This window comes from Paenibacillus oryzisoli (assembly GCF_001653565.1).
GTDB lineage: Bacteria > Bacillota > Bacilli > Paenibacillales > NBRC-103111 > Paenibacillus_E > Paenibacillus_E oryzisoli.
This window is the reverse complement of record NZ_LYPB01000050.1, coordinates 386496-406590: the sequence shown is the minus strand read 5'-3', so window position 1 is coordinate 406590 and position 20095 is coordinate 386496. Positions and strand designations below refer to the sequence as shown.

The 20095-nt window shown below is 44.5% G+C and carries 18 protein-coding genes; 13 read left to right on the top strand and 5 right to left on the bottom strand.

From position 1 onward, the window contains the following. Positions 1–2 precede the first annotated feature (2 nt). Positions 3–524, top strand: a complete 522-nt coding sequence (locus A8708_RS09815) for a YbjN domain-containing protein (RefSeq protein WP_068663295.1) — start codon at positions 3–5, stop codon at positions 522–524. 63 nt (positions 525–587) lie between these two features. On the opposite strand, the gene A8708_RS09810 is transcribed toward A8708_RS09815, so the two are convergent. From A8708_RS09810 to A8708_RS09800, 3 genes are all read right to left on the bottom strand, one after another. Next, positions 588–1166 (bottom strand): hypothetical protein, encoded by a 579-nt coding sequence (locus A8708_RS09810; RefSeq protein ID WP_068663294.1) that lies wholly within the window; start codon positions 1164–1166, stop codon positions 588–590. A 216-nt stretch (positions 1167–1382) separates the two neighbouring features. Continuing rightward, the gene (locus A8708_RS09805) at positions 1383–2111 is read right to left on the bottom strand and encodes a hypothetical protein (RefSeq protein WP_068663293.1); all 729 of its coding nucleotides are present in this window, start codon (positions 2109–2111) and stop codon (positions 1383–1385) included. 440 nt (positions 2112–2551) lie between these two features. Beyond that, positions 2552–3424, bottom strand: coding sequence for a pentapeptide repeat-containing protein (locus A8708_RS09800; RefSeq protein WP_082927397.1), 873 nt, complete (start codon positions 3422–3424; stop codon positions 2552–2554). Positions 3425–3510: 86 nt separating this feature from the next. Here A8708_RS09800 and A8708_RS09795 point away from each other — a divergent pair, with 86 nt between their 5' ends. The 10 genes from A8708_RS09795 (at position 3511) to A8708_RS09750 (ending at position 14997) form a co-directional block, all read left to right on the top strand. Then, complete coding sequence (locus tag A8708_RS09795) at positions 3511–3936, top strand: GTP pyrophosphokinase (RefSeq protein ID WP_068663392.1); 426 nt, start codon at positions 3511–3513, stop codon at positions 3934–3936. Positions 3937–4142: 206 nt separating this feature from the next. Next, a complete protein-coding gene (locus tag A8708_RS09790; RefSeq protein ID WP_068663390.1) occupies positions 4143–5009 on the top strand; it encodes a carbohydrate ABC transporter permease in 867 nt (288 codons plus the stop codon). A 63-nt stretch (positions 5010–5072) separates the two neighbouring features. Further along, on the top strand, positions 5073–5900 hold the full coding sequence (locus tag A8708_RS09785) for a carbohydrate ABC transporter permease (protein ID WP_068663391.1): 828 nt from the start codon (positions 5073–5075) through the stop codon (positions 5898–5900). A gap of 15 nt (positions 5901–5915) precedes the next feature. Beyond that, positions 5916–7064, top strand: a complete 1149-nt coding sequence (locus A8708_RS09780) for an efflux RND transporter periplasmic adaptor subunit (protein WP_068663292.1) — start codon at positions 5916–5918, stop codon at positions 7062–7064. 40 nt (positions 7065–7104) lie between these two features. Continuing rightward, positions 7105–8427, top strand: a complete 1323-nt coding sequence (locus A8708_RS09775; protein ID WP_068663291.1) for an ABC transporter substrate-binding protein — start codon at positions 7105–7107, stop codon at positions 8425–8427. 28 nt (positions 8428–8455) lie between these two features. Continuing rightward, complete coding sequence (locus tag A8708_RS09770; RefSeq protein ID WP_068663290.1) at positions 8456–10606, top strand: hypothetical protein; 2151 nt, start codon at positions 8456–8458, stop codon at positions 10604–10606. Positions 10607–10764: 158 nt separating this feature from the next. Then, positions 10765–11964: an ATP-binding protein gene (locus A8708_RS09765; RefSeq protein ID WP_204787499.1), complete on the top strand. Its 1200-nt coding sequence runs from the start codon at positions 10765–10767 to the stop codon at positions 11962–11964. Positions 11965–12266: 302 nt separating this feature from the next. Continuing rightward, the gene (locus A8708_RS09760) at positions 12267–13238 is read left to right on the top strand and encodes a BadF/BadG/BcrA/BcrD ATPase family protein (protein WP_068663288.1); all 972 of its coding nucleotides are present in this window, start codon (positions 12267–12269) and stop codon (positions 13236–13238) included. A 96-nt stretch (positions 13239–13334) separates the two neighbouring features. Continuing rightward, the gene (locus tag A8708_RS09755) at positions 13335–14423 is read left to right on the top strand and encodes a low temperature requirement protein A (RefSeq protein WP_068663389.1); all 1089 of its coding nucleotides are present in this window, start codon (positions 13335–13337) and stop codon (positions 14421–14423) included. Between the two features lie 31 nt (positions 14424–14454). Next, positions 14455–14997 (top strand): GNAT family N-acetyltransferase, encoded by a 543-nt coding sequence (locus tag A8708_RS09750; protein ID WP_068663287.1) that lies wholly within the window; start codon positions 14455–14457, stop codon positions 14995–14997. A gap of 197 nt (positions 14998–15194) precedes the next feature. Here A8708_RS09750 and A8708_RS09745 read toward each other — a convergent pair whose 3' ends face one another. Then, a complete protein-coding gene (locus A8708_RS09745) occupies positions 15195–17195 on the bottom strand; it encodes a hypothetical protein (RefSeq protein ID WP_068663286.1) in 2001 nt (666 codons plus the stop codon). Between the two features lie 462 nt (positions 17196–17657). After that, positions 17658–18998: an MFS transporter gene (locus A8708_RS09740; RefSeq protein ID WP_068663285.1), complete on the bottom strand. Its 1341-nt coding sequence runs from the start codon at positions 18996–18998 to the stop codon at positions 17658–17660. Positions 18999–19166: 168 nt separating this feature from the next. Here A8708_RS09740 and A8708_RS09735 point away from each other — a divergent pair, with 168 nt between their 5' ends. After that, entirely contained in the window at positions 19167–19445 is a 279-nt protein-coding gene (locus A8708_RS09735; protein ID WP_068663284.1) for an autorepressor SdpR family transcription factor, read from the top strand. Continuing rightward, complete coding sequence (locus A8708_RS09730) at positions 19442–20080, top strand: SdpI family protein (protein ID WP_068663283.1); 639 nt, start codon at positions 19442–19444, stop codon at positions 20078–20080. Before A8708_RS09735 ends, A8708_RS09730 begins: the two co-directional genes overlap by 4 nt. Positions 20081–20095: the final 15 nt, after the last annotated feature.

The following is a 20095-nucleotide window of genomic DNA, read 5'->3' as shown; positions in this document are numbered from 1 at the left end:
GTATGTTGACTGAGCTTATACATGCGCGTCATTTGGCGCAATTAGGGCAATTGAAAGAGATTCTGGATGGGGCAGAGCTCGCCACGAATCTATTAGAAAAATCCGAAGCCATTCCACTGCATGTGCTGATGGCAGGGTTTCAAGAGGATAGTCAGGGAAGAGATCGTTTCCTTCATTTTAGCTTTTTGCCATTAAATGACGAGGATATTGTCGCGATTCAACTTCTGCAGATATACAGCACACTCCCATTTCACCTGCAAGCAGATTCTCGTGAAGAGGTAGCGGCGCTCTTGCTCGAAATAAATACACGCTTGCCAATTGGTCACTTTGGGGTGAATGAAGAAGGCGAGATCCACTATCGATATGTGTATAGCTTATCAGCTTCTCGTACGTTCGAGAGTGATGAAGTGTTAGAAATCCTCACCTTATTCGTGTATATGTGCGATATGTTCGGTGAGCACATCGAGCAGGTTGCAAGCGGTGAAGCGAAGGCAGAGCAGGTTATTCAGGCGTTAAGAGCGTAGCAATAAACTGCAAAAATACCCTCAAACCAAGAAATTGTGGTTTGGGGGTATTTTCACATAAAATTATAGTAGAGAGCTGAGTCGAATATCCAGTCTTGCTGCCACGCCTGCAGGATTGCTTACACTGCGTGGTCCACCAAAGTTGAAGGCGATGATGACAATATCATTGCGGCCGCGTCGTAGAAATCGCCTTATATTGAAGCTGCGTCCAGTGGTGAAGAAAGAAGGCGTGTTCTGTGGCGCGTCATAGACCAAGGGTACACCGTTGATGATGACAACCGCGTAGTTATCCACGGATAAGAAAAGTGAAGCGCTCCGAATAGTTCTTCGTTGCGATAGCGTGAAGCGTGTCGAAATGACCGCATTCTCACTGCTCAGGTTGCCAGAATACCAAACGTAGTTGGCATTGGCCACTGGTATCCATCCGGGGTCACTTGGAATTACTTGAGCATTGAACCAAGAGTTATCTGTACCAATTGAGATGGTTGTTTGGTTCGGAAACAAGCGGCCTGCTCCTGTTTTGTTGTGCTTCTTCAGTTGAGCATGGTATAACAGCATAGCTTTCATTTTCGGGATGCCTGTGCTTCTAGGAAGTCGAACACTTCTACTCGATTTTCCTGCGATACGTTGTTTTTTATTCATTTTGCCATCTCCTATCAGGATAATAATGCTTACCAAACTATTCTATGTTTAATAGATAGAATTGCATGGGTTGATAGATGTTAGAGATATTAAAATGTTTGAGAACCCAATTATCACGAGCGCAGGTAGAGGTATTACGAGAGTACATGCTAAGTGAGGAAAGCCCTAAGTCCAACCGGACTCAGGGCTTTATCATTTCCTAGGAAATATTTCGACTTATTTCACCTTGTTTTGCAGCAACTCAACGAACTGCTTGCCCACATCTCCCATTTGACCGCCTGCAGGTCGATTGCCTCCACCGAAGCCTCCGCCACCATTTTGGCCACCTTCTCCAGCGTTTCCAGCACGACCAGCACCATTCGGCCTTTGGCCACCAGATTGGCCGCTTCCTGCACCGTCTGTGGTGTTCGCTTTAGGCGTAGCTGAAGCATCTGGCGTAAGGGGTTTGGCTCCATCGGTGGAACCGCTTGCTCGATTGCCTGATCCCTGGCCATTTTGCCCAGCACGGCCTTGTCCGTTGGGACCACCGTTGCCGCCGTTACCACGATTACTCATGCGTGATTCGGAATCGGTTAGGAAAGTCTTCTGGGCATCTGTCAGATTTGCCAGCAGCTTCGTTTTATTATCGTCGCTGAGTTCATTCTTCGTGACGATTTCTTGAGCGACAGGAAGCATAGCTTGCGCTTGTTCCTTCGTGATGGTCAATCCATCTGATTTGTCCATCATGGTTAGCATTTGAAACGTGCTGAAGAGCTGTCTTTGCGCGGGATCTATTGCAGGGCGATTTTGTTGGGTACTCTGTTGGCCATTACCTGCCGCATTCTCCGTTTGCTGTACAGGCTGTGAGGTGCCTGCTGCAGCGCTTTCGGTGTCAGATTGATTCCCGCATCCTGCTAGAAGAATGGGAATCAAGATGCATACGCCTGCTAGTTTTTTCATATTCATACGTGTATGTATCACTCCTATTTCGGGTTTGTCCACGTTGTCATTGTACGATGTTAATATGAAAGAATAGCGAATAAATGCTGAAAGCCAGCTTAAAATTAGCGATTATAATGCTGTGAGGGATTCTCAATCTAGATTGTTTAGAACGTTTAGTCCCATTAGTCTCCCGAATAGTCCGAAATTGTCGAACTAATACCACAGTTCGCCTTTAATAATGTCAATTAGTCCTAAAAAACCGAACTAAATCGCTCCAAATAACAATCCTGCAAGAAAAACACCTAATTAGTTCGGCAAAATCGGACTATTCATACTTTTGCACAAGAAGTTCGCGATTTAATTCGGATAAATCGAACTAATTGGAACTTTGAGGCATCAAACCAAACCCCCGAGAACGTCGAGGATATCGACATTCTTGGGGGTTCTAATTAACCGCCATGAGGCTACTCGCGGCTGAAGTGTGCAGGACGAGTTAAGTGTGACGGCAGTTTCGTGTGCAAGTCTCCTTTGGCGGCGTTCACTTGAAACTGAGTGAGGAACAAACTGTCGCTCAAATCTGCCCCGCTCAGGTCGGTGTCCCTGAAATCGGCTCCGATCAGGTCGGCTTTCTGCAGATTGGCACCTCTTAAATCAGCTGCTATGAGATAGGCGCCACGTAGATTGCTGGCCCTTAGATCAGCGCCTTTCAACTTGGCGCCGATGAGGTCCGCCCCTCTGCCGTAGGCTTTGCGGCGGCCTTTGGGGATAGCCAGCTCACGCAGTCCTGCTTCGCGTACAAGCTCGCTGGTGCGAAGAAGCAGAACATTCACAGCGGCTCGATGCTCGTTAATGTTCACATCGCACAAGTCCTCTGGCGTGAGGTTCGTGAGCCGTTCAGTTTCTGTCAGCGCAGCACGAACATCCTCATGGACTGGACTTGCTGCCTGTAAGGTTAAGGCCTCTGTCAAATACCAGAGCAGCTCATGAAGCTGTCGCATCAGTGGAAATACTTCAAACATCTGCTTCGCGGTTTCAGGTGCTTTGCGCCAGTCCTGACCACCGAAGGTGCTCTGTGAAACCTTCTGTCCCGCACCAAAACAATCATACACGGTGCATCCGCGGAAACCAATCTGACGAAGCTGGGTATGCACACCGCAACGAAAGTCGGCTTGCAGATTCATACAGGGCTGTCCAGCTCCCTTATCGTTAGCGAAATCCGCTGAAGCTGCGTAGGGCAGAGCAACACAACATAGACCAAAGCAGTTCTCGCAATCTCCTTGCATATGTTGGCGTGCATCTACCGTTGAAGTTTCTGAAAAGTTATCATTTTCTAACATAAATGAGGTTCTCCTTGTTCGTTATCCTTTTTACATTATACAATGAGGAGACCAAAATGCACGAACAAGGTGAGAGGGTGACACCCATGAGCACATTAACGAAAGCTATTTTAATCGCAGCGAAAGCCCATGATGGTCAGGTAGACAAAGGGGGCAGCCCCTATATTTTACACCCCATTCGTTTAGCTAGCAGGGCCAAAACAACGGAAGAGTCCATTGTTGCTGTTTTACATGATGTCGTGGAAGATTCAGATTTTACTCTATTTGATTTGAAAAAAGAAGGCTTTAGCCTACCTATCCTTGAGGCACTAGATTGCCTTACTAGAAGGCCTGATGAGTCGTATGAAGGTTTTATTAAGAGAATCAAAGTAAATCCATTAGCTTCGGTTGTGAAGCTCTTAGATTTAGAGGATAACTGTGATCTTAGTCGAATTGAGGATCCTACCCGTCAAGACTATGAACGAATCGATAAGTACAAAAAAGCCATAGCCGAATTAAAATATGGAAGCTGACTGTAACATGATAAAGAAGATTCGCCCCCCATGCGGGGAGCGAATCTTTTTTTATTTGATGGCGGAAGTTCAATACTTAAGAAATCTTTTAATTTTACCCCACATTTTCTTTAAGCATTCTGCCTTACTCTTAATGCATGCAGAAGGAAGGGGAATGGTAGATGAAAATGTGGGGGTATCATTATGTATGCGTGTTTAAGAAAAGCATGCATAGATGGCTGCGCAAAGATGCCGCTGCAGCGTGGGGATTTCTACTGCCAAGCGGAGTTGGATTCGCTTTGTTTTATCTGATTCCATTTGCAATAGGGGTGCTGTATTCATTTATGAACAGTCCGGTAGGCGGCCATTTTGTTGGCTTTGATAACTACAAGAATCTTCTTTCGAGTGGTTCCTTTCGCAAAGCGGCATGGAATACTTTTTATTTTAGTGCGGTAGGCGTTCCACTTAATCTAGGACTGTCGTTAGGTTTGGCATTACTGTTAAACCAAAGCAGTTATCTTAGGACATGGATTCGAACTGCGTATGTGCTTCCACTAGTTGTTCCAGTCGCTTCGATTATATGGGTCTGGCAGATTATTTTCGACTGGAATGGTTCACTTAACGCATGGCTGAGCTACTTTGGATGGGAACGAGTAGATTGGATGAAGTCCAATGGGGCTCGATATGTGGTCATTATTTTTTATATATGGAAAAACATTGGCTATAACGTCATTTTATTTTTGGCGGGATTGCAGCAAATTCCAAAGGATTATTACGAAACTGCCCAGATGGAAGGTGCAGGAAGTTTCCGGCAATTCTATAGCATTACACTTGTCTATCTCACTTCAACGAGCTTCTTTGTCATTATCATTTCGATAATGAACTCATTTAAGGTATTTAGGGAAACGTATTTGATCTCAGGGGAATATCCGCAAGATCGTATTTATATGCTGCAGCACTACATGAACAACATGTTCCAATCCCTTGATATTCAGAAGTTAACTGCTGCAGCAAACGTGATGGTGATCGGCATTCTTCTGATCGTCTTCTGCTTGTTTACAATTGAACGTCGGTTTCGCCGGTTCATGGAATAGGAGGAACACGCATTGCTAGGCTTAAAATTAATAAAAAAATGTGCGTTTACGCTGATATTAGGTATGTTTGCCATTTGTCTATTGTTCCCAATTGTAATTACCTTCACCAATTCGTTCATGACAACACAAGAGATCTCACTCGATTATGGCGCTATCGGACAGAAGACGGAAGTATCGGCAGGTAGTAGAGGTCATTCATTTGCCAATCTCAAATTAATCCCTGATCAAGTTACCTTGGAGCAGTACGGCATGGTACTTGTGAACAGTCCAAGATATCTCATGATGTTTTGGAATTCGGTTGGTATGGTGGTGCCAATAATTGCAGGACAAACGCTAGTCGCGGGGCTTGCAGCCTACGCATTAGCTAAATTGAATTTTCGCGGACGCGAATTAATATTTCTAGTGTATCTCTTAACGATGCTAATGCCGTTTCAAGTGACACTCGTACCCAATTACATGATGGCGGACAAGTTAGGGTTGCTGGACAGCGCAAGTGCCATTGTTCTACCTGGCATATTCGCAGCATTTGGTGTGTTTATCCTTCGCCAATTCATGCTGCATATTCCGTATGCCTATATTGAAGCTGCCAAGATGGATGGTGCGGGCCACTTACGTATTTTTCACACGATTATTATGCCGATGGTAAAACCAGGGACTGCCGCGCTGATTATCCTCTTATTCGTTGATTATTGGAATATGGTTGAGCAGCCGTTAATTTTCTTGGACGATCCATTTAAACAGCCACTCTCTGTTTATTTATCAAGAATTACAGGAGAGCCTGGCGTTGCTTTTGCTGCATCCGCCTTGTATATGGCTCCAATGGTGCTTGTGTTTCTATATGCAGAATCCTATTTCATAGAGGGCATTCAGTTGTCCGGCATTAAAGGCTAGAAGGTGAGGAATACGATGCTAGAAGCGGCTGACAACAGAAGAAAACGAATGATTCAAATCATGTTCATTGCTTTTATTGGAGTAATGTTATTCTTTACTTTCTTTAGCAACTCCCTACAATCGCTAACCTTGCCCAAAGTACGAACAGAACCTGTGGTAAAGGGAAGCTTTGATTTCACACTCGAAACAAGCGGCAACCTACGAGCTTTCGATGAAGTACAGGTATCCAATCCAGCTGGTTGGAAGGTTGAGCAGATTTTCGTCAAACAAGGCGATCATGTTCAGAAGGGTCAAAAGTTAATCAATTACAATAGTAAATCCGCTCAGAGAGAATTGGCAGATGAAATGGCTAATTTGGATACACAAAAAATTGAAATGGATCGACTCCAAGATCAGTATGTCCAATTGGTTAAAGAGGGGGATGAACTGAAGATTCGAAATGCAAAACGGGATATTGATGTACTGAAACTAGGCATGGCTACTCAGCAACGGAAAATAAATGAGCTGGGTGACCAACTTGCAAGTCAAAAAGAACTTAATGCTCCATTCGATGGTGTAATTATGTCCATTAATGCTACAGAAGGCATGGCTTCGGCGGGTAAAGCAGATATTCTCATGGCGAATGACAGTTTAGGATTCCGCCTGGATAGTACAGTTGATGCCGCATTAGTGGCCAATTTGGGGATATCCGTTGGCGAGCCCATAACAATCGAAGTACAAGCTGGTGAAGATCAACATAGGCGTAAGGTCAATGGCACTATACAAGAAATGTTGCTTGCTCAGCCGCGTACTGAAAGGTCCAGCGGAGAAACGGGAGAGACTCAAACAATCCCTCAGAAAGTACTGAGCATCAAGGTTGTGGATCCGGCACTGAAAGGAGGTGAACTAGCATGGATTAAACTGAAGAAGCCATCACGCTCCGTAGAGCTAATCGTTTCTAACGATGCCTTACATCAAGATCGTGAAGGGACATATGTCTATGCCATCCAAGAACAAAGAGGTGCACTAGGCAATATCTTTGTCGTCCGGATTGTCCGAGTACAATCTGTTGGAGTGAATGGCAAGGAAACGATGATTCAATCGGATAGCCTCTTCGAGGGGGATCCACTTATTGTGGAGAGCAGTGAACCTCTACAAGAAGGAAACCGCATACGTCTGCAATAGAGTATGAGCAAATATAACATTTTTGGAGGCCATTATAACAATGAAGAAACATTTAAGTATAGTGCTTTTTTTGACAATAGTCTTAACCGCATGCAGTTCAGGTGAAAAGGGAGAGACCGCAAAGACAGACGATTCCACAAGTAAAGGGGAGAAAACGACAGTTACACTATCTGTCCAAGAGCCATATCCATTCTATCAGACACTGAAGAAGAAGTTTGAAGAGAAGTACCCGGAGATCAATCTGCAAATTCAAGCCTACAAACAAGCGGGAGAACAATGGTCTGCAGCAGATTACGAGAAATACCAGCAAACAACAAGCACAGCAATTTTATCAGGCAAAGGCCCGGATATTTTTGAAATTGGCAGTTTACCCATAACTGATTTTGTGAACAAAAAGCTGCTTCTGAACATGGATGACTATATAAACAAAGATCAATCGATCAATAAGAGTGATTTGGAAATGAACGTTTTACAAGCAATTAAGTTAAACGGTGGTACCTATGCCATTCCTTCTGGTTATTTCCTAAATACGTTTGTAGGTGATAAGAACCTACTGACCCAAATGAAAGTTGATGATAACAAATGGACTTGGGCGGATTTTGAAGAGATTTCGAGTGGGATCCAAAAAAACAATAGCAAAACCCCACGTTATGCCCTGTCAAACTTTCCGCCTGAAGCACTTCTCCAAGAAATCTTGGGGGACAGATTCAAAGAGTTTGTTGACCGTACAGGGAAAAAGGCAAAGTTCGACTCACCGGAATTCCTAAGTATCATGCAACAAATCAAAAAAATGTACGATGATAACATTATGTCGTCTAAACCAGCAGAGAACAACAATCAATTATTTTATCCTATGGATTTCATATCGCCGACCGACTTGATCAATGGGCCATATTCTGTCTTCACTAATCCACAGCTTTTGAAACGACCGCATGCAGGGCAAAAAGATGGCGGAATTAAGATTAATCTATCGCAAGAGTTCGCGATACAAGCCAATTCTCCAGTTAAAGAAGAAGCATGGAAGTTCATGTCCTATTTGTTATCCAGTGAAGGGCAATCCTTGCAGGAGAGAGAGGGCTTCTCACTTCTTAAATCCGTCAATGATAAGAAAGTTAATGACATTAAGGATCAAGTGAAAAGTGGTAATTTCAAACTGCCCAACGGAATGACCGTTAGTGCGCCCGACGAAGATTTCACCCGTATGAAAGAAATGATACATGCAGCGACTCAGTTTAATGAATTGGATGGCAAAATAATTAGAATCGTTGGGGAAGAGTCCAGGACCTTCTTTGGTGGTCAAAAGCCTGCCGCGGATGTTGCGAAGCTGATTCAAAATCGAGTGACAACGTATATAAACGAATAAGTGGTTTCTGCTTTAGGAGGTTAACAAAATGAAAAGAAAGACTCGCCATACAAGCGTACTACAGATATCCCTTGTGGCAGCACTGCTGCTAGGGATGGTTTCCCCTGCACATGCCAGTGAGAATCTGGCTGCTGATACTGTTGTGCTGGATAAGGTAAATATAAAAGCAAACAGTTACTTTCAACTGGAACAGATTCATGTTCTCCCGAGTCAAAACGGTAAAGTGGCAACATTCACAGTATCCATTCATAATGATAGCAGTTCTGCACTGCAGGTTGTTGATTATTGGGCACGGTTAAGAAGTAAGTCCGGCAATCAATTCGTAGCCAAATTGTTACCTGCGGATCGGGATAAGAAAAGTGTTGCCCCTGGTTCTACAATCGATTTGAACTATTATGCAATAGTTAATTCAGATACGAATTTGCAGGATCTTGTCGTTCAATTGATCAAATGGGATTTCAGTCAGTCCAATTTCGAACAAGTATTGGGTGAAGTAGCTGTACCAGACACCTTCACAGACGTAACCCCCTCAGGCGGCGCTTCCGTAATTTCAGTTAGCGGTATGCAACTAAATGCTTCCATTAAAAAGTGGATGAACAATAAAAATGAGAAATACTACGTTCCAACAATTAATTTGACAGTAGAAAACGTTGGGAATCATACAGCAACACTTCCTTCCTACCTATTTTCGATACGTACATCAGAGGGGCTTCTGTATCCACTGGAGGTGAAAGGAGCAAAAGAATTAACAATAAACCCGAAGGAAAGCAAGGAAATTCAACTCTCAGGTTCAATCCCTGTTTCTGTCGCTGCAGACCATTGGCAGTTGACTGTAGCTGAGAATATCTCAGAGTTAAAGCTAACTGTCCCAATTGCTGCATTCCAATTACCTACGACTACCCAAGGGGAAGAAGGATCGATTGGAAAAGAGTATGCTTTCACGAGCAAATCCGGCGTCTATAAGGCACAGCTGAATGCGCTGCGCCGACTTCCTTGGGAAGATCAGGACCTCCTGACAGCTGATCTGACGCTGAGTAATCCTGGGGAAGATCCTTTGCCGATTCCAAAGTTATCAGGCTATTTCTTACTTGATGGTGCCGTGAAAATCAATGCGAAACTGGTACAGACCGCTAAAGTGATTGGCTTGGGAGCAAATGCGAGAGTGAATTTGCAAATCGTTGGGAAAGTACCTTATACGTATGGATTTTCTCAGATTAAATTAGTTCTTCAAGAAGAGGAAGAGAGATCACCTTCCGTTGGTACAGATCCCAGCAGTGCGACAGTAACGGACGTGCTTGAATTCGCAACCCAAGATGACTTTCAAGCCATACCTTCCATTGATGAGGGTCAGTTCTATACGACGAATGAGGTCGGGCGTAAATCGAAGTATAAGATTCGTGGCGTATCAACCTATTGGGATACAACAAATATCATGTACTCTGCGATGGTCGAAGTTACCAATTTGGAGAAAAGGTTCACTACAGTACCTAAACTTGTTGCCAACTTCCGATCGGCGGATGGCACCGTGTTCCCGGCAACGATAGCAGAGATAGAGAACAAAATAAGCCCGACAGGCAAGGGTTTATTAAATGTTTGGGCATCCGTACCCAAAGGTTACTCTACAACCAATTTAACCTTACTACTAGGTGAAGCAGTGACAGATGGTGCTCTGTCGGAAGGTGAGAAAGTTATACCTGATTCCTATGTAAACCCAATTGCCTACAAGTTGCCTGATGAGAAAACGAATGTTGCGACGACACTGGCCAATGTCGAGTTGTTTCCTTATACGATTTCGATGAATAATATTAGCACCTCCATTGCAGACGGCACGTTCACTTTGAAATTCAATTATGAATTGACGAAGGAAAAGCTGACTGAGATCAATACCGAAGGCCATAACCTACTACTCGTTTTTGAAGATGGCGGTGGCGAGAAGCGTTTCGAGAAAAAGTTTGATTTCAAGGACTTTGACGTGATGAATGGAGATTCTACAGCGGATGAAGATGATAAGATTCGGCTAGGTAAACGAGAAAATTTCAAAATATCGATCGCAGATCCCGGATTAATTTTCAAAACACAATTTTTAAAGCAATATACGCTTCATATTTACGATGAGTTCCAAGGCCAACGAAAACTGCTTGCTTCACAAAAAGCGGATTGGTTTATTACAACGGATTAATTGTATAAAAGTAGTAAAAGAAAGAAGCCGCATAGTTGCGGCTTTTTTTGTCGAAAAAGACTTGGAGAAGGAGGACACCAATCGACATACGAAATGAGCTATTTACAATATGATTAACGTATGAGTACGAGCAGACCATGAAGAAAGGGTTGATCGCCATGAACAACATTAGAATATCCTCAAAAGGTATCGAAAAAGCGCTCCGTAAGTTTGATTATTTGCAAGCTATTGCCGAATACATTTGGAACGGTTTCGACGCTGAGGCTACGGCGGTAGACATAACTCTTCATAAAAACATACTAGACGGCGTGGATCAAATCGAAATTGCAGACAACGGTTATGGGATTAAGCTCAAAGATTTAGAGGGAAAGTTTACGCCTTTCTATGAATCGGAGAAAGCTGTGGACCCAGATAAACGGGGGCGAACAACTTCAGCGATGCACGGTAAAAATGGGATAGGACGCTTAACGTTCCATCACTTTGCTTCGGAAGCGATATGGCAAACCACGTACGAGGATGGTCTCCTGCTCAAGAATACGTATAAGATTCATATTAAAGCCAAACAATTGGATGCCTATCACGTGACCAAGCCTGATCTAACGGATAAGGACAGAGGGACGACCGTCACATTTAACCATATTATTAAGGAATTCGTGGCCCAGGATTTTCTAGCATACTTGAGTAGAGAATTCGGGTGGTTCTTAGAACTCCATGCGGACAAGGCCTACACAATTCGTATTGATGGTGAACCGTTGAACTACACTAGTTTGATTGCAGAAAAGGAAACTTTCCAATTCGTGCATCCGATGTCACAGACGAAATTTCGAATTACGTACATTCGTTGGGAAGATCGTATGAATCATGAGTATTCGAAGCTATATTTCATTGATTCGAAGTTGAATGAGCAGCATAAACAGCCCACAACGTTTAACAATAAAGGGGATTCCTTTTACCATAGTGTCTATATTCAGAGTAAGTTATTTGATCAATTTGATTGGAGCCATGAGGAGCTGAGTGGACAGCAGTCGTTTACATTCGGTGCGAGCCGCAAAAGTGACGCTTTTCAATATCTATTGGATGAGCTAGCGACGTTCATTAGTGAGAAAAGGAAGCCCTATCTGCGGAAATTATCCGATGCTGTTATCAAGGAATTTGCGGAAGCGAAGGCGTTTCCGACGTTCACCGGTGATCCTGAGGCAGCTAACCGCCGGGAGGAACTCGAAGCTGCGATTCGTGCGTTGTGTCATGCGGAGCCCAAGGTATTTGCGCGATTAAATCCGGAACAGAAGAAAGTGCTTGCTCACTTGATGTATGCCGTTGGAGCGGAGGAACGAGAATGGTTGATGGCTGCGCTATGATGTATGATGAAGATAGACAAGGTACCCATATTTCAAGGCTTATTGGATGCAGGTGCAACGTCATATCGAACGGAAGTTACGGATAATTTCACGGTGTGCTAGGCTTTATGCCGATTGCTTGAAGGATATGGCGCAAGCTGGCGTTCATTATTACATCGTTGCAGAGGCTGTTCCTTTATTTAAATGAGATTGTTCGACGAAGCTGCCTCCTCTTAGGGGAGCGGCTTTTTTAAGCTACAGGAATATCCATTTTTATCTCGAATACGTGGAGACGGCATTTTATAGGGGAGGAATTCAAGGGAATGCAGAAGAACATCGTAATTGGCATTGATGGTGGAGGAACACATACAAGAGCAGTAGCCGTGGACACAACGGGGCATGTCTTAGCCCATTCACGGTCAGGTGCTGCAAATTTACATAAGGATCCTCATGCCAAACAGCATGTGAGAGCAGCGATTGCAAACCTACTAGCCAAAGTAGGATGTAATGAAGGCGACATTATCTCACTTGTCGCTGGATTTGCCGGATTGGATCGGACAGAGGATCAGGCTTGGTGTGACGATTTTATCGATATCGATGGGATGAATGGAACGAAGCGTGCAGTTAGTGATGCGTGGATCGCACAAGTCGGAGCAGTTGGTGGAGAGCCTGGGATTATTGCTATTTCAGGGACGGGGTCTGTTGTTTTTGGTATTAATGAAAACGGGGAGCAGTTGAGAAACTATGACTTTCGGCAGTATGCCAGCTCGACGGCAAGGCACCTTTCATACGAAACCGTCTATCGTATCCTTGCAGGTAGCTATGACTTAGAAGATGAAGAGCTTATTACAAAGGTCTTTACCTATTGGGGAGTCTCGGATATGCAGGAATTTGGTAAATTAGCTTCCACTGGTTTCATTTCCGACCATCAATCATGTAATATGAAATTTGGTGACATGGCTCAACTGGTAACAGTCGCTGCTGCTACAGGTAGTCCTTTGGCTATCGAGGTGTGTAATTCAGGAGTGTCTCAGCTCATTACTGCAGTCCGGCTTGTCGGATCACAATTTGCTTCCGATTGTATACGTCTGGCACTGATCGGTAGTGTTGCACGCAGTCCGTATATGATGCAGCGACTTGAAAATGAAATAGCCAAAGCAAATAAGCAAGGAAAGTCTTATGCGGTCCAGCAGCCGCGATATGAACCAGTCACTGGTGCTATTCTTATGGCATTTCAGCAAGCGGGAATCGATATTACGGATGAGATTCATGAGAATCTAGGTTTGAGCACGTGATAAAGATTGTTAACCACGTAAACTTGTTACGATGAAAATAAGTAAAGGAGCCCACAAATGAACAATCACACACCAGGACTGCATCACATCAAAGCTATGGTCGAGAAAAAAGTGACCTGGCTTGAGCTATTCTACGACCTGCTCTTTGTTGCAGCGGTTTCCAAAGCAAGTCATGTCTTGGTACATGTGCATCATGGCACTATCCCGCTGGAGTATTTAAGCAAATTTGTTCTAATTTTTGTCCCTATTTGGTGGGCTTGGGTGGGGCAGTCACTATTCGTCAACCGATTTGGACGGGACAGTACTTCCCATCGCGTTTTCCTCATACTGCAATTATTTTTCGTGTTAATTATGACGGCGAGCCTGTCGGTTGATTTTGATCAGTATTTCGTGCCTTTTCTGATCGGTTACCTAGGTTTGCGAGCGATGACGGCGATTCAATATTTGGCTGTACACAAGAAAGAAGAAGATCATCGACGGATTACTGCACGTTATCTAGGCAGCCGTTTTTGGATCGGGTTGGCTATTTCGGCACTTTCCTTGTTTTTTGACTCATGGATTCGTTACGCGGTGTTATATGTGGGAATTATGGTCGATATTTTGCTCCCACTATGGGGTCGAAAGTACTTGGTGAGAAGCCCTATAAATACACATCATTTATTGGAGCGGTTCTCGCTATTTACGTTGATTCTACTGGGAGAATCAGTCATTAGCATATTGACCGTCTTGCAGTCGAGCGATTGGACATGGCAATCCATTCTATTTGCATCTATGACCTTTCTGCTCATCATTGCGATGTGGTGGCAATATTTCGAGAACGTCGAGAAGAAAGTGAACAAAGATCTCGAGACGGCGGGCCAGACGATCATCTATGGCCATTTATTTATCTATTTATCCCTGTGTATGATGGCCGCTTCCATCCAGTTGTTATTCTTGGAGCAGTTGAACTATGGATTTATGTTGAGCTTTATTTTCGGTTCTGTGCTTCTATACTTTTTCTCAACATCTCTAGTCTTTCACAAATATAGACATCCGCATCAACGATTAAAGATAGGGCATTTAGTCGTATTTCTAGGATTACTCGTTGTCTTTCTTGGTTTGGACCTGATGTTCCAAATGCCGAATTACGTAATCATCGGAGAAATGATGTTATTTTTTGCTGTGTATGCGAAGGGAACGACTTAAGAACGTATCTGTATCTGGAGGGGAAGAAGACATGCGCATTGAACTGGATGCTGATCTTACACTTAAATCGCTTGAACCCAAGGATGCTGAAGCGCTATTCCTACTCACCGACAGCTGTCGAGAGTACTTGAGAGAGTGGTTGCCTTGGGTGGATGCGACGCAGCATAGCGATCATTCAAGAGGTTTTATTCAGCATTGTCAAAATCAAGAGGCATCCAATCATGGCATTACTGCTGGCATTTGGTTCAAAGATGAGTTTGCAGGCTGTGTAGGATTTCACCCGATTAGTTGGGCTAATCATAGTGCGAGTTTAGGCTACTGGTTAGGAGAAGGATTTCAAGGTCACGGTATCATGACACGGGCTTGTCAGTGGCTTGTAGATTATTCGTTTAACGATCTGGGCCTGAACCGAGTTGAAATCAGATGTGGGGAGACCAACTTCAAGAGCAGGGCCATTCCTGAGAAGTTAGGGTTTACAAGGGAAGGACAGATTCGGGATGCCGCATGGCTGAATGACCATTACATCGACCTCATAGTGTATGGCATGCTGAAGCGTGAGTGGAGGCGAGGTTGATTGTCGGTAGTATGAGAAAGCAGGTTGCCGAGGCAACCTGCTTTCTTGCTATAGTTAGAAAGTTTCCGGGCACCATAAACTGCTTTCATATTGGTGATGAAACCTAAGAGGCCTCCCTAGCGCACATAACATGTGCGCTAGGGAGGCCCTCCGTCGTCCGGCGGGCTCTAGTGAGGTTGTTTTCTTATACTTCGGGCTTATTTCGTCGAATTCATGATATCCCAATCCCGCTGCAAAATTATTCGTTCAGCGACTTGGAAGCTAATCGTTACATGATTCATGCCTGGCTGGAGTGGATGGTCCAATGAAAGATCATAGAGCCCATTGTTATAGCTCAAGTCATACAGGAATTTCATCGCGGCGCCTGATTCAGTTGCTGCGGTTTCGTCCAAATCGCGGTGCTTAATCTTGATTTGCAGGGCTGGTTTGATGCTATTGTACTCCAGGTACCGATTTTCATAGACAAGCCCTGATAGATGAAGTTGCTGATCAACAGCTTGAGAGGGTAGCTGTAAATTATTTCCAATTTTATACAACTGAGAACTCAGTGTGACAACTTTGTTATTATTGTAGCCCATGGTGACGCTCGTGGTCGCCCCAAACAATGCCCTTACATCAGTAAGACTCAGATAGGGCGAGCCTTGATCATTAGGAGAATTCGGTGAAGACGCAAGCTTCAACTGCTTAGCTAATTTACCGTTCCAGAGGGTTCTAACTTGCGGCTCACCTGCTTTTATTTGAAAAGCATATCCAGATTCGTTCTTTAGCGTCCACCAGCCCGCGGCATCTGGCCCGGATAGATCGAAGTGATAGATGCCTGCCAGAAAGGCTGTATCTAGGAACGGTTCACCTTGCTTATTGTCGTATCCGATAGATTCATTCCCGAAAGTATAAGCACCTGCCTCATTCTGATTGAAAGCGCCTTGGTAGGAAGTATCACTCTGGATAACTATATCCGATTCGCGATCCTTCAGGGTCAACTTATCCATATAGGTTGAAAGTTGAATCCAAGCTTTACCGACGAATGAGTTAATTTGAAACCAACGGACGCCATTCGGGTCGGTCCAAGCTGCAAGGGGATGAAGCGTTTGTGGGCCGATCTGTCCATGATTGAGTATGATTCCCGTATTCGGATATCGAAAAAGCGTCGTGACAGGAGAATTAAGCTGTATCGTTGCGGTCTCCGCGACAGCATCCTCAGGTTCAGCAAACTTCGGATTAAACCAACCCTCACCCTGCGCGGTGCGAACGTGATACCAATCACCGTCATAGCCATAGTTCGTGATGTACTCGTTATACGTTTTCTCATAGGCAGGTAAGTCTCCTGTAAGAATCAACTTGGGCTCATCTTCGTACTGAGAGGAAGGATACGTATATATGGCACTTGGATGTGTTCGCCGAATGATTGTAGTGTCGGCTACAATTGGTTGTCCGGCACCTAATGCCCATTTCACACCATCGTCTGTTTCAAGCTGATAATATGTTCCGAGCAATGAACGGAATTTACCAGTTACATGGGCAAATTGTTTCGAAAGTATCCCATCTGTTTGATACGTTTGATAATCAGATTGAGGCTTAAGGTTATAGTAAGTATTTGCATAATAGCTCATTTGATCTGCTGGGTGAAAGGTGCCGATCCCATCTAGATTCAAATGAATCCATTGATCTCCTAGCCAGGTTGTGTGAATTTTGAGCCACTTCTTCGGATTATAAACCTCGCCTGTACCCGAGCTATTCCGGAACCAGCCTTTTTCCGCGTCAACGACGGTGACCTCTTGTGGGGAAAGAGCTGCTGTACGTTGACTATTAACCGATGGCTTCGCATAAAGAGGCGTCTCGCTCATCAAATTGATTGTTGCTGGGGGCGGGGCATCGAATTGCCATGGCGCGGTTTTAATCCATCGATCTCCCATGTCGGTATGAATTTTCCACCAATTCCAAGCGCTTGACCAATGGTTTTCGGCTTCAATAACCTTAACAGTTTGTGGAGAGAGGGACCCTTCCGCTTTGTTCAACAGGGCATTCGGAATTACATAATAGGGAATGTCTTCAAGCAGGGTTAGCGCTCTGGGGATATGGATCCCGTCCGCGACTTCCGTTGGTGTATCTTCATATTCATAAGCGTTTCCTTTAGGAGCTCCTAGACTACTTTGTAAACCAATAGCCACCATGCCTAGTGCTATCATCTTTTTCCACATCGTCTGTCACATCCTTATTTGATTTTTCAATCACCTAGTATGTTCTACTATTAAATGGATAATAAGTTGTGAAGATGAGCCAAAAAAAGTGTATGGAAGTGTCATTTGGGATTAGCTCAAAAAGGCACCATTCACTCCCAAGATGGGAATGAAGGTGCCTTTATTCAACGGGTCAGAGAGTTTAGATGGAAAATCTACAGTTAAATTTCGCGATTGTTCGAGCAAACGCAGAATAGATGGAAACCTACATGTAATATTAAGATTTTTACCTAATACGACGCAAAAGAAGGGGATTTAACTACATAATTTACAGTTAAATCAAATTTTTGAAGGAATTACGCATAAATAGATGTACTTTTTCCAGCTAATATGGTCTATGTATCGATCTAATAACAGTAGTCGCCTATACGCGAAGAAGGACTTCAGCGGTATTTTCTCCATGCACGGAACATGTATCCCCCGCTAATTAGCTGCTGAGCCATCCTCGGCTCTCGTCTGCATCCTCGACAGCCCATACCACAGCAGCATTCCGAACGAGCAAAGACCGACGACGATCAACAAACCATAAACATGCTTGTACGACTGTAGGAGCGAGGTATTCCGCTGAACTTCGAGTAGAATGCCGCATATCGCGACAGACATGGATCCTCCGAAAAATTGGATCAGCTGCATGAGCCCCATGCCAGAGCCTATTAGAGGCTTCGGCATGATGCGTGAAGTCTCATTATTTAACGATGCCATTGTCGCGGAGAAGGCAGGCGAGAAGCAAAGGTAGCCGATCATGACGACGTGAGGGGAAGCGCCAAGCAACGTTGCGAATGCGATCATGACCAGAGTTAACAGCCCGTGGCCGATATACAGAAACCGCAGATTGCCGAACCGATCAATCCAGCGGCCGACGAAGCGGGTTAGGAACGCAGATAGAATCGCTCCTGGCGCAATCGTTAAACCGATGGTCATGGCAGATTGGTGGAACACCTTGGCAAGAACAAGTGGCATGAGAAATAGATTGCCGAGGTTCAGAACTAGGATGCAGAACCCGATGAACACAAGTTTCCGAAAGGCTGGATTCACCAATAATAACGGATTAATGAACGTGTCATTAGATCGTCGCAAGTGCCACGCGTGTATAGCAAAGGAGAGGCCGCTAATCGCCAGCCACAGACCAGAAAGCTGCGTAACTGCGAGCAGCAAAGATGCAGCATTCACTACGGTTAGCAGCGCTCCTAGCATGTCAAAGCGGAAGGCAACAGGCTGTTCTTTGGGAAGCAAGCGCAAGAGAACAGGGAGAATGACTAAGACTAGGCAGGTTATAGCAAACAATCCATTCCAGCCCCAATATTCGCTGATGATGCCGCCAACGATCGGTCCAAGTCCGAAGGCCATCGCGCTCCCCGCAGAAATCATCGCAATCGCCGAGCCTCTTCGTTCAATCGGGATGTAGCGACTGGCGAGAACCAAGCCAAGTCCAGCCATCACACCTGCGCCTGCGGATTGGAGAATACGTGCCGCCAACAGGGTGTGAAACTCTCTTGCGAACAGTCCGAATACGGAGGAAAGTCCGAGTACAATAAGTCCTGCCGTGAGCAATTTACGAATCTGAACTACATCCGAGAGTCTACTATAGATAACCGTAGATAAGGCGTAGCCAATGGAATAGCTGGAAATAACCCAAGATCCGAGATCTGCCGTGATATTGAGATCTTGAATAATACTGGGAATCGAGACGTTGAACATCGTCGTATTCATAACCACAATGAACAAGCCGATTGTCCAAACGGGCATTACAATTTTATCGTTCATGTGAATCCATCCTGTCTGGTGCATGAAGTAATGTATGGTCTTTATTATAAACCTACATGGGCGAATAGCCAAAATAGATGAGGTATATGCCAGTTGACAGGTTGGGAAAATAGAGGTACTATTTGATTATACATTTAGACAAATATCTAAATAAGGAGGAGCTTTCATTTGAACGAGGCATTTAAAGCGCTAGCGGATCCGACTCGTCGTGAAATTCTACAACTGCTGCGAGAAAAGAGTATGAATGCCGGTGATATTGCTGATCATTTCAAGATTAGTAAGCCGAGCATATCACATCACTTGAATCTGCTCAAACAGGCGGGACTTGTCATGGATGAACGTCATGGACAACATATCCTATATACCTTGCACACGACAGTTGTTGAAGATGTCATCGGATGGATGTTTAACATTCTTAACAAACAAGATAAGGAGGAGTCGTCATGAAAAAATGGAAGGAAATCTTGTTGCTTGTAATCAGCCTTTCGCCAGCGATAGGGGGCTTTATACTTTATAGCAGACTTCCGGATACGATGGCGAGCCATTTCGGTGTGAATAATGAAGTAAACGGAACGATGAGCAAAGAAATGTCGCTGCTCATGCTGGTACTGCTGGGTCTGCTGCCGCTGTTTATGCGTGCTATGAGAGCGATTGATCCGAAGAAAGCCAATTTCGAGAAATTTCCTGCGGCATTTGAGGTAACGCGATTCGGCGTAACCATTCTCTTGGCCGTTGTTGGCTGGGCAATCATTTTCTTTAATCTGGGGTACAGCCTGGACTTTAAGAAAATCACGATGATTTTGCTGGGCGTGTTGTTTGCTGTGATGGGGAACTTTTTGACGCAAGTGAAGCCCAACTATACGTTCGGCATTCGGACACCTTGGACACTCGCAAATGAAGAAATATGGAGAAAGACGCATCGGTTAGGTGGACCGCTGATGATGGTCGGAGGCATTGTCGCTTTCATTGCAGCGTTCTTAGCGAGCTCCGTCGCCATCGGCATTTTTATTGCGGCTATCCTCATCTCTTCCTTCATTCCGATTATCTATTCGTATGTGATGTTTAGCCGCCTCTCGAAATAAAATAGGCCCAAATAA